At 73.0% G+C, this 15,109-nt stretch carries 12 protein-coding genes; 10 read left to right on the forward strand and 2 right to left on the reverse strand.

Features of this window, described 5'->3' with window-relative positions:
- Nucleotides 1–9 precede the first annotated feature (9 nt).
- Nucleotides 10–1,059 (reverse strand): AAA family ATPase, encoded by a 1,050-nt coding sequence (locus APR03_RS06635; protein WP_253833863.1) that lies wholly within the window; start codon nucleotides 1,057–1,059, stop codon nucleotides 10–12.
- Between the two features lie 401 nt (nucleotides 1,060–1,460).
- Between APR03_RS06635 and mraZ the strand changes: the two genes are divergently transcribed.
- From mraZ to APR03_RS06655, 4 genes are all read left to right on the forward strand, one after another.
- Entirely contained in the window at nucleotides 1,461–1,931 is a 471-nt protein-coding gene (gene mraZ, locus APR03_RS06640; protein WP_253833864.1) for a division/cell wall cluster transcriptional repressor MraZ, read from the forward strand.
- 160 nt (nucleotides 1,932–2,091) lie between these two features.
- Nucleotides 2,092–3,171, forward strand: coding sequence for a 16S rRNA (cytosine(1402)-N(4))-methyltransferase RsmH (gene rsmH, locus APR03_RS06645; RefSeq protein ID WP_253833865.1), 1,080 nt, complete (start codon nucleotides 2,092–2,094; stop codon nucleotides 3,169–3,171).
- Nucleotides 3,168–3,608 (forward strand): cell division protein FtsL, encoded by a 441-nt coding sequence (ftsL, locus tag APR03_RS06650; protein WP_253833866.1) that lies wholly within the window; start codon nucleotides 3,168–3,170, stop codon nucleotides 3,606–3,608. Before rsmH ends, ftsL begins: the two co-directional genes overlap by 4 nt.
- A gap of 302 nt (nucleotides 3,609–3,910) precedes the next feature.
- Nucleotides 3,911–5,692, forward strand: a complete 1,782-nt coding sequence (locus APR03_RS06655) for a peptidoglycan D,D-transpeptidase FtsI family protein (RefSeq protein ID WP_253833868.1) — start codon at nucleotides 3,911–3,913, stop codon at nucleotides 5,690–5,692.
- A 21-nt stretch (nucleotides 5,693–5,713) separates the two neighbouring features.
- Here the strand turns inward: APR03_RS06655 and APR03_RS06660 are convergent, their stop codons facing one another.
- A complete protein-coding gene (locus APR03_RS06660) occupies nucleotides 5,714–6,367 on the reverse strand; it encodes a TetR/AcrR family transcriptional regulator (RefSeq protein ID WP_253833870.1) in 654 nt (217 codons plus the stop codon).
- Nucleotides 6,368–6,458: 91 nt separating this feature from the next.
- On the opposite strand from APR03_RS06660, the gene APR03_RS06665 reads away from it, so the two are divergent.
- Genes APR03_RS06665 through APR03_RS06690 form a run of 6 tightly spaced genes read left to right on the forward strand, consistent with a single transcriptional unit; the run spans nucleotide 6,459 to nucleotide 14,856 of the window.
- Nucleotides 6,459–9,077 (forward strand): beta-d-glucosidase, encoded by a 2,619-nt coding sequence (locus APR03_RS06665; RefSeq protein WP_253833872.1) that lies wholly within the window; start codon nucleotides 6,459–6,461, stop codon nucleotides 9,075–9,077.
- 56 nt (nucleotides 9,078–9,133) lie between these two features.
- On the forward strand, nucleotides 9,134–10,804 hold the full coding sequence (locus APR03_RS06670) for an ABC transporter substrate-binding protein (protein WP_253833874.1): 1,671 nt from the start codon (nucleotides 9,134–9,136) through the stop codon (nucleotides 10,802–10,804).
- A complete protein-coding gene (locus APR03_RS06675) occupies nucleotides 10,801–11,883 on the forward strand; it encodes an ABC transporter ATP-binding protein (RefSeq protein ID WP_253833876.1) in 1,083 nt (360 codons plus the stop codon). Before APR03_RS06670 ends, APR03_RS06675 begins: the two co-directional genes overlap by 4 nt.
- A complete protein-coding gene (locus APR03_RS06680; RefSeq protein WP_253833878.1) occupies nucleotides 11,880–12,863 on the forward strand; it encodes an ABC transporter permease in 984 nt (327 codons plus the stop codon). The genes APR03_RS06675 and APR03_RS06680 overlap by 4 nt, the downstream gene beginning before the upstream one ends.
- The gene (locus APR03_RS06685; protein WP_253833880.1) at nucleotides 12,860–13,777 is read left to right on the forward strand and encodes an ABC transporter permease; all 918 of its coding nucleotides are present in this window, start codon (nucleotides 12,860–12,862) and stop codon (nucleotides 13,775–13,777) included. The genes APR03_RS06680 and APR03_RS06685 overlap by 4 nt, the downstream gene beginning before the upstream one ends.
- The gene (locus tag APR03_RS06690; RefSeq protein WP_253833883.1) at nucleotides 13,774–14,856 is read left to right on the forward strand and encodes an ABC transporter ATP-binding protein; all 1,083 of its coding nucleotides are present in this window, start codon (nucleotides 13,774–13,776) and stop codon (nucleotides 14,854–14,856) included. Before APR03_RS06685 ends, APR03_RS06690 begins: the two co-directional genes overlap by 4 nt.
- Nucleotides 14,857–15,109 lie beyond the last annotated feature (253 nt).

Consider the following 15,109-nt stretch of genomic DNA (forward strand, 5'->3'; position numbering starts at 1 on the left):
CCCGGCCGCTCAGAACTGCCGCCGGTCGGCCGGCTCGAGCGCCGGCACCGGCGTGCGCTGCACGATCTCGTCCACGACGGACTCCGGGGTCACGCCACCGAGGCGCGCCTCGGTGGTGAGGATGAGGCGGTGGGCCAGGACGGGCCGGGCCAGGCGCTGGACGTCGTCGGGCAGCACGTGGTCGCGCCCGGCCATGGCCGCGATGGCCTTCGCCGCCCGCAGCAGCTGCAGCGAGGCGCGCGGGGACGCGCCCAGGCGCAGGCCGGTGTGCTCGCGCGTGGCGGCCACCAGGCCCACGACGTACCGCTTGACCGACGGCGAGGCGTACAGCGCGCGCACCTGCTGCGCGAACCGCACCATCGCCGGGCCGTCGGTGACGGCCTGGAGATGGTCCAGGGGCGTGGTGGCCTCCTGCCGGTCGAGCATGAGGATCTCCGCCGTGGCGTCCGGGTAGCCCACCGTGATGCGTGCCATGAACCGGTCCCGCTGTGCCTCGGGCAGGGGGTAGGTGCCCTCCATCTCCACGGGGTTCTGGGTGGCCACCACGAGGAACGGCCGCGGGAGCTGGTGGGTGGTGCCGTCGACCGTCGTCTGGCCCTCCTCCATGCACTCCAGCAGCGCCGACTGCGTCTTGGGCGAGGCGCGGTTGATCTCGTCGCCGATGACGATGTTGCTGAACACCGGGCCCGGCCGGAACTCGAACTCGTGGCTGCCGGTCCGGAAGATGTTGACGCCCGTGAGGTCGCTGGGCAGCAGGTCGGGCGTGAACTGGATGCGGCCCACGTGGCAGTCGATGCTGCGGGCGATCGCCTTGGCGAGCGTGGTCTTGCCGACGCCGGGCACGTCCTCGACGAGCAGGTGCCCCTCGGCGAGCAGGACGGCGAGCGTGATGTCGGCCAGTCCCGGCCGGCCGGTCACGACCGACTCGACGGCGCCGCGGACGCGGGCCATGGTTTCCACCAGCTCGTCCAGCGCGCCCGGTCCGGGTGCTGCCTGGGTGCTGGGCCCGCCGCCGAACTGTGGTTCCGCGAGGCCGGGCGTGGCGGGTTCCGTGTGCACAGGGAGAGACCTCCATCGGGCCGGGTAGTCAGGCCGCTGTCTGGCGCGCGAGCGCGCTGGCTGATGCCGGGCGGCTGGCGCTCGCCCGGCTGGTCCAGCGTAGTAGAGATGTAAAGCACTCTGTTGTCTGCGTCACGCGGTCTTCACAGTTCCGGGAACGGTTATTGGTCTGCCGGCCAGGTGTGCCCACCAGGGCAGGGAACGCCTGACGGGGCGCGGCTCCTGGCGGGGGTAGTCCGACATTCCACGCCACGCCGGACATGAATGTGCTCCACCCGTTCTTTACCTCTTTGACCTGCGCATTGAGGGCTGGTGGGTAGTTCTCCCCACGGTTTTTCCGAGTGCGGTGGTGGAAAGTGGAGTAGCGTGGAGTATGCGGGAGCGAGAGGAGGTGTCGGCCCATGACTGCGATGGCAGAAGGTTTCGCAGGTCTGGGCCTGCTCCTCGGGACGTACACCCCGAAGCTGGACGAGAAGGGACGCCTGATCCTTCCCGCCAAGTTCCGGGGGCGCCTGTCCGGCGGTCTGGTGATGACCAAAGGGCAGGAGCGGTGCCTCTTTCTTCTCCCGATGGACGAGTTCCAGCAGATCTACACCCAGATCCGGCAGGCGCCGGTGACGAGCAAGGCTGCACGGGACTACACGCGAAACTTCCTGGCGGGAGCGAGCGACGAGGTACCGGACAAGCAGGGTCGGGTCTCCATCCCGGCACACCTGCGCGAGTACGCCGGCCTGGACCGCGAGGTGGTCGTGATCGGGGTCGGCACCCGCGTGGAGGTGTGGGACGCGCAGGCCTGGGCCACCTACCAGGAACAGACCGAACCCGACTACATCGACCAGGCCGAGGAGATCTTCCCTGGACTGAGCTTCTAGGACCACGAGGCGGACGGCCGTACGGCCAGGCCTCCTCCCGCAGGATCCGGCGCACTTCCCCGCCGCCGGAACCGTGCGGAGGGAGACCTGACCGGACGGCCCCGGCCCGGGGCCCGGGACAGCGACCACGACGACGCACGACACACGAGAGGAGGCACCGATGAACGCGACCGAGGACCGTCCCGGGACGACCGGCGACGCCGCGGACCGCCACCTGCCGGTGCTGCTCCAGCGCTGCGTCGACCTGCTCGCCCCCGCCCTCGCCGAGCCCGGCTCCGTGCTGGTGGACTGCACCCTCGGCATGGGCGGCCACACCGAGGCCGTGCTGGAGCAGCTGCCCGGCGCACGCGTGATCGGCATCGACCGCGACCCCCAGGCCCTCGCGCTCGCCGGGGCCCGCCTGGCCCGGTTCGGCGACCGCTTCACGCCGGTGCACGCCGTGTACGACGAGATCACCGAGGTGGTCGACGAGCACGCCGGCGGCGCCGTCCAGGGCGTGCTCATGGACCTCGGGGTGTCCTCGCTGCAGCTCGACGAGGCCGACCGCGGCTTCGCGTACGCGCAGGACGCACCGCTCGACATGCGCATGGACTCCACGCAGGGCCTCACGGCGGCCGACGTGCTCAACACGTACGACGAGCGCGACCTGGCGCGGATCCTGCGCGAGTACGGCGAGGAGCGGTTCGCGGGCAAGATCGCGCGGGCCGTCGTCCGGCGTCGTGCGGAGCGCCCGTGGGACCGCAGCGGCGAGCTCGTCGACCTGCTGCGGGCCACGATCCCGGCAGCGACCCGCAAGACCGGGGGCCACCCGGCCAAGCGCACCTTCCAGGCGCTGCGGATCGAGGTGAACGGCGAGCTCGAGGTGCTCGAGCGCGCCGTGCCCGCCGCGATCGAGGCGCTCGCGGTGGACGGCCGGATCGTCGTGGAGTCGTACCAGTCGCTCGAGGACCGGATCGTCAAGCGCGCGATCGCGCAGGGCACGACGTCGTCGGCCCCGCCGGGGCTGCCCGTCGAGCCGGAGACGCACACGCCGTACCTGGAGGCGCTCACCCGGGGCGCGGAGGAGGCGGACGCGCAGGAGCTGGAGCGCAACCCCCGCTCGGCCTCCGTCCGGCTGCGCGCGGCGCGCCGGCTGCGCCCCACGCCCGAGCACCTGGTCGACCGGGGCGCACGACACCAGACCCAGCACCAGATTCAGCACCACGCAGGCAAGCACACAGGTAAGGAGGACCGCCGATGAGCGCCGTGAACGCTGCGACGGCCCGCGCCGTCCGTCCCGCCGAGCTGCCCCGTACCCGGAGGGCACCGCTCACCGCCATCCCGGGGGGCGCCGAACGGCGCGGCCGACGGCTGGACATCGTCCGTGCCCCGCTGCACTCGAAGAGCCGCGTCCCGTTCTTCGTGCTGTGCGCCACCCTGATGATCGTGTCGCTGGTGGCCGTGCTCGTGCTGAACACCACGCTCGCGCGCGGCTCCTACGAGATGGCGCACCTGCAGGGCGAGGTCGCCCAGACCGCGCAGGACGTGCAGGGTCTCCAGGAGGACCTGCGGGCGGCCGAGACCGAGCTGCCCGACAAGGCGCGCAGCCTGGGCATGGTCCCCGCCGAGAACCCCACGATGGTCAGCATCCGCACCGGCAAGGTGGTGAAGGGTGTGGTGAAGGGTACGGACGAGTGACCCGGCCGACGTCGGACCCGGGCCGGCAGCGCACCCCGTCGGGGCGCGCTGCCGGCTCCCGTTCGTCCCAGGGTCGGACGGCGCAGCCCCGCAAGGCTCAGCCCGCGGCCCGGAAGTCCCAGCCGGCCAGGTCCCAGCCCCGCACACCCCAGCCCCGCACACCCCAGCCCCGCACACCCCGGTCCGGAAAAGCCCAGCCCCGCACACCCCAGTCCGGAAAAGCCCGGCCCCGCGCGACCAGCACCCGGATGCGCGCCCAGGCCCCGGGCGGGGGCGGCGGTCCGCGCCCCGCCCGATCGCGCGTGGCGCGCCCGCTGCCGCCCCGGCCCGGCCGGCCCGAGCTGCGGCAGCGCTGGCTGGTCGGCATCGCGGCCGTGGTCGTGCTCGTGTTCCTCGTCCGGCTGGTCCACGTCCAGATCATCGAGGGCCCGGCCCTGGCCCAGGTGGCCGAGCAGAAGCGGACCGCCACGGCCGTGACCCCCGCGCACCGGGGCGACATCACCGACGCGAACGGTGTCGTGCTGGCCACGTCCGTCGACCGGTACACGGTCATCGGTGACCCGCGGGCGATCAAGGACTTCCGCGGCGCCGGCCGGCCCACCGTGGACGGCGAGGAGGTCGAGGACGGCGCCCTGGGCATCGCCCAGCTGCTCGCGCCGATCCTGGACGTGCCCAAGAACGAGCTCGCCGCGCAGCTCGTGGGGGACACGAGCTACACGGTGCTCGCCAAGAACGTGGTGCCCGAGGTGCAGCGCGCCATCGCCCAGCTGAAGATCCGGGCGTACGTCCGCACGGACCTGACCTCACGGCGCACCTACCCGTCGGGCACGGTGGCGGGTTCGCTGGTGGGCTTCGTGGACGACGAGCAGACCGGCCGGGGCGGCATCGAGGCCGCGTACGACGACCTGCTGGCCGGCACGGCGGGCTCGGACACCTACGAGCGCAGCCTCGACGGCCTGCGCATCCCGGCCGCCGGGCAGGAGTCGGTGCCCGCGGTGCCCGGTGACGACGTCCAGCTCACCCTGGTGCACGACATCCAGTGGAAGGCGCAGGACGCCGTCGACGAGGCCAAGCGTGCCAGCGGTGCGGAGTACGGCATCGCCATCGTGCAGGACACGCGCACGGGCGAGCTCGTGGCGCTGGCCGACTCGGGCGCCGTCGACCCGAACGACCGCTCGACCGCCGCGGTCGCGGCCGGCTCGCGTGCGGTGAAGGACGTCTTCGACCCGGGTTCGACCGGCAAGGTCATCACCATGGCCGCCGCGCTCGAGGGCGGGCACTGGACGCCCGAGAGCCGTTTCACCGTGCCCTACAGCTTCACGACGCCGAACGGCCAGACCTTCCATGACTCGCACCACCACCCGACCCAGCGCCTCACGCTCACGGGGGTGCTGGCGCAGTCGTCGAACACCGGCACCGTGCAGGTCGGCGAGAAGATCCCGCTGCAGGAGCGGCAGGACTACCTCGAGAAGTTCGGCTTCGGCAAGCCCACCGGCCTGGGCCTGCCGGGGGAGTCGGTGGGCATCATGCCGCCCGCCGACGTCGCGGACTGGGACGGCCGCACGCGGTACACCGTGCTGTTCGGGCAGGGGCTGTCGGTCAACGCCATGCAGGCGACCAGCGTGTTCTCGACCGTCGCCAACGGCGGGGTACGCATGACGCCCACGCTGTTCAAGGGGTCGACCGGTGCCGACGGCACCGTGACGCCGGCCGAGCGGGCGCCCGGCGAGCGGGTGATCTCCCAGGAGACCGCCGACACCCTCCTGGAGATGATGGAGGCCGTGACGGAGGACGGCGGTACGGGTGTCAACGCCGTCGTGCCGGGCTACCGGGTGGCGGGCAAGACGGGCACCGCGCAGATGCCCGCTGGCAACGGCTGGACGTACATGGCGTCGTTCATCGGCGTCGCCCCGGCCGACGACCCGCGGTACACGGTCGCCGTCTTCCTCAAGAGCCCGCACAGCTCGATCTTCGGCGGCGACGTCGCGGCGCCGGTGTTCAGCGACATCATGGGCTTCACGCTGCAGAAGATGGACGTGCCGCCGAGCAGCACGCAGGGCAAGCGGTTCAAGACCGAGTGGTGACCCGCGTGCCCGGGGCGGGCGTCAGTCCGCCGCCTCCGTGATCCGCACCGTCGTGCCCAGCGTGGCCGTCAGGATCGACTCGATCGCGAACGCCGTGGCCGCCGCCAGGTCCACCGCCTCCGGGTCCAGCAGCCACTGGAGCTGGAGGCCGTCCATCACGGCGATGACCGCGGCGGCGGCCCGCTCGGGCTCGCCCTCGGGCAGGGTCACGGCGCGCTCGGCGGCCACGTCGCGCACCGCCTGCGAGATCTCGCCGCGCAGCACCGTGAACCGCTCGGCCACCCAGGTGGAGGCCGGGTGACCGTCGGTGACCGACTCGCCGGTGAGCACCGCGTACGCCTGCACGATGCCGCGCCGCTCGGCGTTGAGCCGCGCCGTCACGGCCAGGTGCCGGAACAGCTCCAGGCCGCCGGGGATGTGCTTGCCCTCCAGGTGCTGCACGTCGACCCGGTCGCGGTACTCCAGCACCTCCCAGAGGAGCTTGTCCTTGCTGCCGAAGTGGTGCAGCACGCCGGCGTGCGTGATGCCCACCTGCGCCGCGACGTCGCCGAGCGAGCCCTGGTGGTATCCCTTGGACCCGAACACACGCGTGGCCGCGGCGAGGATCTCCTCCCGGCGGCGGGCACGGCTGGGGCGCTTGGGCTTCGGGGCAGCCTGCTCGGTCGTCTCGGACATGCCCTTACGATAGCCGGGATCTCGGGCTTACTAACCAGTAAGTAAGTGTGGTTGAATGCGGTCAGCCGTCCATCGCCGAACGGAGAAGCCGTTGTCATCGCAGACCGTCACCGCGCACGCCGTCGCCCCGGAGCCGGAGCTCCTGCGCCTCCTCGAGGAGCTGTCCGCCGAGGAGAAGGTGTCGCTCGTCGTGGGCGCCTCCATGTGGTCGACGACGGCGGTGCCGCGCCTCGGCCTGGAGCCGGTGGTGATGTCCGACGGCCCCGTGGGCGTCCGCGGCCCGGGCGGCGGCACCTCGGCGATGTTCCCCGCGCCGTCGGCACTGGCCGCCACGTGGGACCTGGACCTGGCCGCGCGGGCCGGCGCGCTGTTCGCCGCCGAGGCCCGCCGGCACGGCGTCGACGTGGTGCTGGCCCCGCAGGTCAACCTGCAGCGCACGCCCGTGGGCGGCCGGCACTTCGAGTGCTACTCCGAGGACCCGCACCTGACCGCCGAGGTCGCCGTCGCCCTCGTGGGCGCCGCGCAGGCGCACGGCGTGGGCATGTGCGTCAAGCACTACGTGGCCAACGACTCCGAGACCGAGCGCACGCGCTACCTCGCCCGGCTCGACGAGCGCACGCTGCGCGAGGTCTACCTGGCACCGTTCGAGCGCCTCGTGCGCGACGTGAACCCGTGGTCGGTGATGGGTGCCTACAACGGCGCCGACACCGGCGGCGTCGCGGCCCGCCTCCTGGAGCACCGCCCGCTCGTGGTGGACCTGCTCAAGGAGGAGTGGGGCTACGACGGGCTCTTCGTCAGCGACTGGGTGGCGACGCAGTCCGTGGCGCCCGCCGTGCGCGGCGGCCTCGACCTGCAGATGCCCGGGCCGGACGGCGCCTGGGGCGACGGCCTGCTGGACGCCGTCCGGTCCGGCGAGGTGGCCGAGTCCGAGCTCGACGACAAGGTGCTGCGCCTGCTGCGCCTGGCCCGCCGTACCGGCCGCCTGACCCTGTCCGACGACGGCACCGCGCCGCACGCGACCGCGCTCGCCTCCGCCGTCGACCGGGCGACCGGCCACGCGCACCGGACCGAGGCGGGTCACGGTGCCGGGCACGGCGCCGCGGGCTCCGCCGCGGCCGGCCGGCTGCTGCGCGAGCTCGCCGCCCGCTCCGTCGTCGTGCTCAAGGACGACGCCGGCCTGGTCCCGCTGGTGCAGGAGCCGGCCCGGCCCCTGCGCGTGGCACTGCTCGGCCCCGCGGCCGTCGAGCCGTTCTTCCAGGGCGGCGGCAGCTCCCTCGTGCACCCCGACCGCCTCACCTACCCGGCCGAGGAGCTGCGTGCCGCCCTGCCGCAGGGGTCCGAGGTGACGCTCCTTCCCGGAGCACGGGCCCTGCGCAACCCGCCCGAGCTCGACGTCGACCGGTGCACCGACCCCGTCACGGGCGAGCCCGGCCTGCGCGTCACGTACCTGGCCGCCGACGGCAGCATCCTCGAGGAGCACACCACCCGCGAGTGGACCGGCTGGCTCGAGGACGTGCGGCCCGACGCCGACGCCGTCCGCCTGCGCGCGACCGTGCGCCTCGACGAGACCGGCGTGCACGAGCTGGGCGTCGGCACCGTGGGCATCCACCGGGTGCGCGTCGACGGCGCCGAGGTCGCCTCCGGCGGCACCCGGGTCGACGAGGACGTCGTGCTCTCCTCGGGGCACAATCACCCCATCGCCGAGGTCGGGACCGCCGCCGGCACCGCGGAGCTGGACGCGACGCTCCAGGTGGTGCACGCCGTCGGGTACGGACACTTCGTCCGCGCCGCGCTCGTGCACCGGCTGCCCGGCCCCTCGGCCGAGGACGAGCTCGCCGCCGCCGTCGAGGCCGCCGCGGCGGCCGACGTCGCCGTCGTCGTGGTCGGCACCACCGCCGAGGTCGAGTCCGAGGGCTACGACCGTCCCGACCTGGACCTGCCGGGCAACCAGGACGAGCTCGTCCGGCGCGTGGCGCTCGTCAACCCGCGCACCGTGGTCGTCGTCAACGCGGGCGCGCCCGTGCTGCTGCCCTGGCTGGCCGACGTGCCCACCGTGCTGTGGGGGTGGCTGCCCGGCCAGGAGGCCGGCACCGCCCTCGCGGACGTGCTGACCGGGGTCACCGAGCCGTCCGGCCGCCTGCCGTGGACGCTGCCCGCCCGCTTCGAGGACGTGCCCGTACCGCACGCCCGGCCCGTGGACGGCGTCGTCGACTACGCCGAGGGCACGGACGTGGGCTACCGCGCCTGGGAGCGCCGGCTGGCCGGCGGGGCGGGCGCTCCGGCACCCGCCGCACCCTTCGGGCACGGCCTGGGCTGGACCACGTGGGAGTACGAGGACGCCGTCCTCGCCCGCGGCGAGGCGCACGACGCGCCCGCCACGCTCACCGTCTACGCGACGGTCCGCAACACGGGCCGCCGCGCGGGCCGCGAGGTGGTCCAGGTGTACGTCGAGGCACCCGACGGCGGCCCGGCCCGCCCGGTGCGGTGGCTCGGCGGCTTCACGGTCGTGGACGTCCCGGCCATGAGCAGCGTGACCGTCCCCGTCCCCGTCGCCACCCGTGCGCTGCAGGTCTGGGACCCGCAGCGGCACGACTGGACCACGCCGCCGGGCACCTACCGGCTGCGCACCGGCAGGTCCGTCGCGGACCTGCGCCTGACCAACGACCTGATCGTCCGGCCCGGGGACGACCCCGGCGCCGGAACCCGCTGACCCCCACCCCCATCATCCGTCCCGCACCAGGCGGGAGGAGTGCAAGGAGGCACACCGTGAGGATTCGCAAGCACGTCGCAGCGGCGGGAGCCGCGGCGGCCATCGCGCTGCTGGTCTCGGCCTGCAGCGGCGGAGGCGGAGGCACCACCGACGCCGGAGGCGGCGAGACGCTGACCGTCGGCATGCCGAACGGCGTCCAGACGGAGAACCACAGCCCGTTCGCGACCGGCTCGTCCGCGCTCTCGCTGGGCTACGCGTTCACCATCTACGAGCCCCTGATGATGCGCAACCAGGCGCGCCCGTCCGAGGAGCCGGAGCCCTGGCTCGCCGAGAGCGTGGAGTGGAACGAGGACTTCACCGAGGCCGTCATCACGCCCCGCGAGGGCGTCACCTGGTCGGACGGCGAGGAGTTCACCGCCGACGACGTCGCGTTCTCGATCCAGCTCCGCAAGGACTTCGAGGCGCTCAACACCGCCGCCCTGCCCTACGACACGGTCGAGACCGACGGCAGCACCGTCACCGTCACGTTCACCGCCGGGCAGTTCGTCAACCAGTCCAAGCTGTACGACCTGGTCATGGTGCCCGAGCACATCTGGGCCGACATCGAGGACCCGACCACCGACACCAACCTGGAGCCCGTCGGCACCGGGCCGTACACGCTCGAGTCGTGGACGCCGCAGGCCGCCACCGTCGTGGCCCGCGACGACTACTGGGGCGGCACGCCCGCCGTGCCCGAGATCCGCTACTCGTCGTACAACGACAACAACGCGCTGACCACCGCCCTGACCACCGGCGAGGCGCAGTGGGGCTGGACGTTCATCGCCGACTTCGAGAACGTCTACATCGCGCAGGACCCGGAGCACTACCACCAGTACGCCGCAGGCGGCCTCGGGATCGACGTGCTCTACCTGAACAACGAGACCAAGCCGTTCGACGACAAGGCGTTCCGGCAGGCGCTCAACATGGTGATCGACCGCCAGGAGCTGGTCGACGTCGCCACCTCCGGTGTGAACCCGCCGCTGACCAGCGTCACCGGCCTGCCGCTGCCCGCGGGCGAGGAGTTCCTCTCCCCGGAGTACGCGGGCCAGGAGCTCGCCGTCGACGTCGAGGGCGCCCGCGCGCTGCTCGAGGACGCCGGCTACACCTGGGAGGGCGAGCAGCTCGTCGACCCCGACGGCGAGGACGTGACGTTCGAGCTCGTCAACCCGGCCGGCTGGAACGACTACCTCACCGCGCTCGACCTCATCAAGAACGCGGCCGCCGAGCTCGGCGCCACCGCGACCGTCAACCCCGTCAACCAGGACGGCTGGTTCGCCGACATCATCCCGGGCGGCGACTTCCAGGCCACCCTGCACTGGACCGACGGCGGCGCGACGCCGTGGGACATGTACTCCGACATCATGGACGGCGCGCACTACAAGAAGCTCGGCGAGCCGGCCACGTGGAACTTCGGGCGGTTCCAGAACGACGAGGCCACGCAGGCGCTCGCCGACTACGCCGCCGCCCCCGACGACGCCGCGCGCGCCGAGGCGATGGAGACGATCCAGCGGGTGTTCGTCGAGGAGGTGCCGGGCATCCCGATCTGGACCCGGCCGGCCACCGCCCAGTACTCGTCGCAGAACTACGTGGGCTGGCCCTCGGAGGAGGACCCCTACAACCAGCCGCAGCCCACGGGCGTGCAGGCCGCCCAGATCCTGATGAACCTCGAGCCGGCAGGGCAGAGTTGAGCACGAGCGACCCGGTGCTGGCCGCGCACGGCCTCACCAAGCACTTCCGAGCAGGGCAGTTCCGAGCGGGCGGGCGCCGCGTCAGCGGCCGCTCGCCCGCCCGGGCGATCCATGCCGTGGACGGCGTGGACCTGGAGCTCCACCGCGGCCAGGTGCTGGCCGTGGTGGGGGAGTCGGGGTCCGGCAAGTCCACGGTCGCCCGGCTGCTGGCCGGTCTGATCCCGATCACGGACGGGCAGGTGCTGCTCGACGGCGCCGCCGTCCGGCTGCGGGGGCGGCGGGCCTTCCGCGCGTACGTGCGGCGCGTGCAGATGATCTTCCAGGACCCGTTCGGGTCCCTGAACCCGGTGCACCCCGTGCGCTACACGCTGACCCGGGCGCTGCGCCTGCACCGCAGGCAGTCGACGGGCGGGACGCTGCGCGGGGCCGAGCTCGAGGCGGCGCTCACCGAGCTGCTGGAGCGCGTGCACCTCACGCCGGCGGCCCGGTACGTGGACAAGTTCCCGCACGAGCTGTCCGGCGGGCAGCGGCAGCGCATCGCCATCGCGCGGGCGCTGGCCGCCGACCCCGAGGTGCTGCTGGCCGACGAACCGATCTCGATGCTCGACGTGTCGATCCGGCTCGGCATCCTCAACCTGCTCGCCGACCTGCGCGACCGGCTCGGCATCGCCATCCTGTACATCACGCACGACATCGCCTCGGCGCGCTACTTCGCCGACCGGACCACCGTCCTGTACGCGGGCCAGGTCATGGAGACGGGGGACAGCGAGTCGGTGACCCAGGCCCCGCTGCACCCCTACACGCGGCTGCTCGTGGCCTCGGCGCCCGACCCCGACGACCTGGCGGGAGCCGGCGCGGCCGCCGTCCGCGACCGGGGGACCGGCGGCGAGCCGCCGAGCCTCGTGGACCCGCCGCCCGGCTGCCGGTTCGCGCCGCGCTGCCCGTACGCGACCGACGTGTGCCGCACCGAGACGCCCGAGCTGATCGAGGTCACCCCGGGCCGGGCCGCGGCCTGCTGGGGGTACAGCACGCGGGAGGACCGCCCGGCGGTGCCGGCCACCGAGGGGGCGAGCACATGAGCTTCCTGCTGCGCAGGGTCGCGTTCTACGCGCTGACGGCGTGGGCCGCGATCACCATCAACTTCTTCATCCCGCGCCTGCTGCCGGGCGATCCCGTGACCGCCCTGCTGGGCCGCATGCAGGGCCGCATCGACAGCAACGCCGAGCACTCGCTGCGCGTGCTGTTCGGCCTGGACCAGGACACCACGCTGTGGCAGCAGTACCTCGACTACTGGGGCCTGCTGCTGCGGGGCGACCTCGGCCTGTCGTTCACGCACTTCCCGACGCCGGTGTCCGAGATCGTCGACCAGTCGCTGCCGTGGACGGTCGGGCTGGTCGGGGTCGCGACGGTCATCGCGTTCGTCATCGGCTCGCTGATCGGCACGTTCCTCGGCTGGCGCCGCGGCACGTGGGCCGACGGCCTGCTGCCCGTGGCGACGTTCTTCCAGGCCGTGCCGTACTTCTGGCTGGGCCTGATCACCATCGCCGTGCTGTCGGTCAACCTGGGCTGGTTCCCGTCCAGCGGCAGCTACGACCGTGGCCTGGTGCCGGCGTTCACCGGTGAGTTCATCGGGTCGGTCGTCTACTACGGCTTCCTGCCCGCGCTCACCGTGGTGCTGTCGTCGGTGGCGGGCTGGGTGCTCGGCATGCGCAACATGATGGTGACCGTCTCCTCGGAGGACTACGTCACCGTCGCGCACGCCAAGGGCCTGGCCGAGCGGCAGGTCATGCTCGGGTACGCGGCACGCAACGCCGTGCTGCCCCAGGTCTCCAGCTTCGCGCTGTCCCTCGGCTTCGTGGTGGGCGGCACGCTGATCATGGAGATGGTCTTCTCCTACCAGGGCATCGGGTACACGCTCTACCAGGCGGTCTCCACGCACGACTACCCGCTGATGCAGGGCTGCTTCCTCGTCATCACGCTGTCGGTGCTGGTGGCCAACATGGTGGCCGACCTCGCCTACGCCCTGCTCGACCCGCGCACCCGGACGGAGGACCGATGAGGAACCAGCTGCTGTTCCTGCGCAACGGCAAGGTCGTCACCGGCCTGGCCATCCTCGGCTTCTTCACGCTGCTCGCGGTGCTGGGCCCGTGGATCAGCCCGTACGACCCCAACCAGGTCAGCGACGCGCTGCTCAGCCCGCCGTCGGCCGCGCACTGGCTCGGCACCGACCACACAGGCCGCGACATCCTGTCGCAGATCATCGTCGGTGCTCGCGGCGTGCTCGTCGTCGGCCTCGTGGCCGGCGTGAGCGCCACCGTCGTGGGCGTGCTCGTGGGCGTGACCGCCGGGTTCGTCGGCGGGGTGGGTGACGAGTCGCTGTCGGCCCTGTCCAACATGTTCCTCGTCATCCCGCAGCTGCCGCTGATCATCCTGATCGCCGCGCAGCTCCCGTCGGCGGGCGGGCTCACCGTCGCGCTCGTGATCGGCGCGACCGGCTGGGCCTGGGGCGCGCGCGTCATGCGCGCCCAGACGCTGTCCCTGCGCAAGCGGGACTTCGTGGAGGCCGCGCGGGCCAACGGCGAGCGCACCTGGCGCCTCGTCCTGGCCGAGGTGCTGCCCAACCTGACCGCGGTCATCGCCTCCGGGTTCGTGGGCACCGTGACGTTCGCGGTGCTGTCCCAGGTGACGCTGTCGTTCATCGGCATCACGCCGGTCAGCGAGTGGAACTGGGGCACCATCCTGTTCTGGGCGCAGAACAACCTCGCGCTCCAGCGGGGCGCCTGGTGGTGGTTCGTGCCGGCCGGGGCGTGCATCGCGCTGCTCGGCATGGCGCTGACCCTGGTCAACTTCGGCATCGACGAGATCGTCAACCCCCGCCTGCGGTCCACCGGCCTGCACGCGCGGTCGCTGCGCCGCCGGGGCATCCGGCCGCGCGTGGGGTTCACGCCGGTGGTTCGGGAGGCACGATCATGAGCGCGGACGTCCACACCGAACGAGGGGCGCTCGCGGACGCGGGCCCCGCGGCGGCGGAGCCCGTCCTCGAGGTCCGGAACCTGAGCGTCGACTACGGGTTCGGCGACGACCCCACGCACGTGCTGCGCGAGGTGTCGCTGACGCTGCGCCGCGGCGAGGTGCTGGGCCTGGCGGGGGAGTCGGGCTGCGGCAAGTCGACCCTCGCCTACGCGGCCACGCGCCTGCTGCCGCCGCCCGGCCTCATCACGGGCGGCGAGGTGTGGCTCACGAACCGCGAGGGCACGCGGGCCGACCTGCTCGCCCTGTCGGACGCCGAGCTGCGCGCCGCCCGCTGGCGCGACATCGCCATCGTGTTCCAGGGCGCGATGAGCTCGCTCAACCCGGTGTTCCGCATCGAGAAGCAGATCGTCGACGGCATCGTGGCCCACCAGCCCCGGATGCGGCGCGAGGAGGCCCGGGAGCGGGCCGCCGAGCTGCTGCGCCTGGTCGGCATCTCGGCCGACCGGCTGCGGGCCTACCCGCACCAGCTCTCCGGCGGCATGCGGCAGCGCGTGATGATCGCCATGGCGCTCGCGCTGGAACCCCAGGTGCTGATCATGGACGAGCCGACGACGGCCCTCGACGTGGTCATGCAGCGGCAGATCCTGGAGGAGGTCATGGAGCTGCGCGAGCGGCTCGGGTTCTCGGTCGTCTTCATCACGCACGACGTGTCCCTGCTGGTCGAGGTGGCCGACCGGATCGCCGTCATGTACGCGGGCGAGATCGTCGAGACGGCGGCCGCGCGCGACGTGTACGCGAAGCCACGGCACCCGTACTCGGCGGGCCTGCTCGGGTCGTTCCCGCCCCTGCACGGCCCGCGGCGCGAGCTCACGGGCATCCCCGGCGCCCCGCCGGACCTCTCGGCCCGCGAGCCGGGCTGTCCGTTCGCGCCGCGCTGCCCGCACGCCATGGACGTGTGCCGCACCGAGCTGCCCGTGCTGGGCCGCACGGCGCAGGGCGAGGACAACCGCCTGGTGGCGTGCCACCTGCACACCACGGCCTCGTCGACGGAGCCGCTGCCGCCGTCCCTGTCGCGATAGGGGCGGCCCGGTCGCCGCTCCGCGGACCCCGCGACGGAGCTGCACTCGACGGCGGCTGAGGCACGGCGACTGAGGGACGGCGACTGAGGGACGGCGCCTGAGGACTCCCGCCTCGGGTCGGGTCCGCGACGGCGTGTTGCTGTGCGTAGACAGCGTCTACGCACAGCAACATCTCCGCGAGAGCGGGCTTCTCGGCCGGCCGCTCGGGCCCGAGCGGTCCCGAACGGACGAGACCAACCCCGCGAGGCGGTAG

It is taken from the genome of Promicromonospora thailandica (assembly GCF_024171955.1).
GTDB lineage: Bacteria > Actinomycetota > Actinomycetes > Actinomycetales > Cellulomonadaceae > Promicromonospora > Promicromonospora thailandica.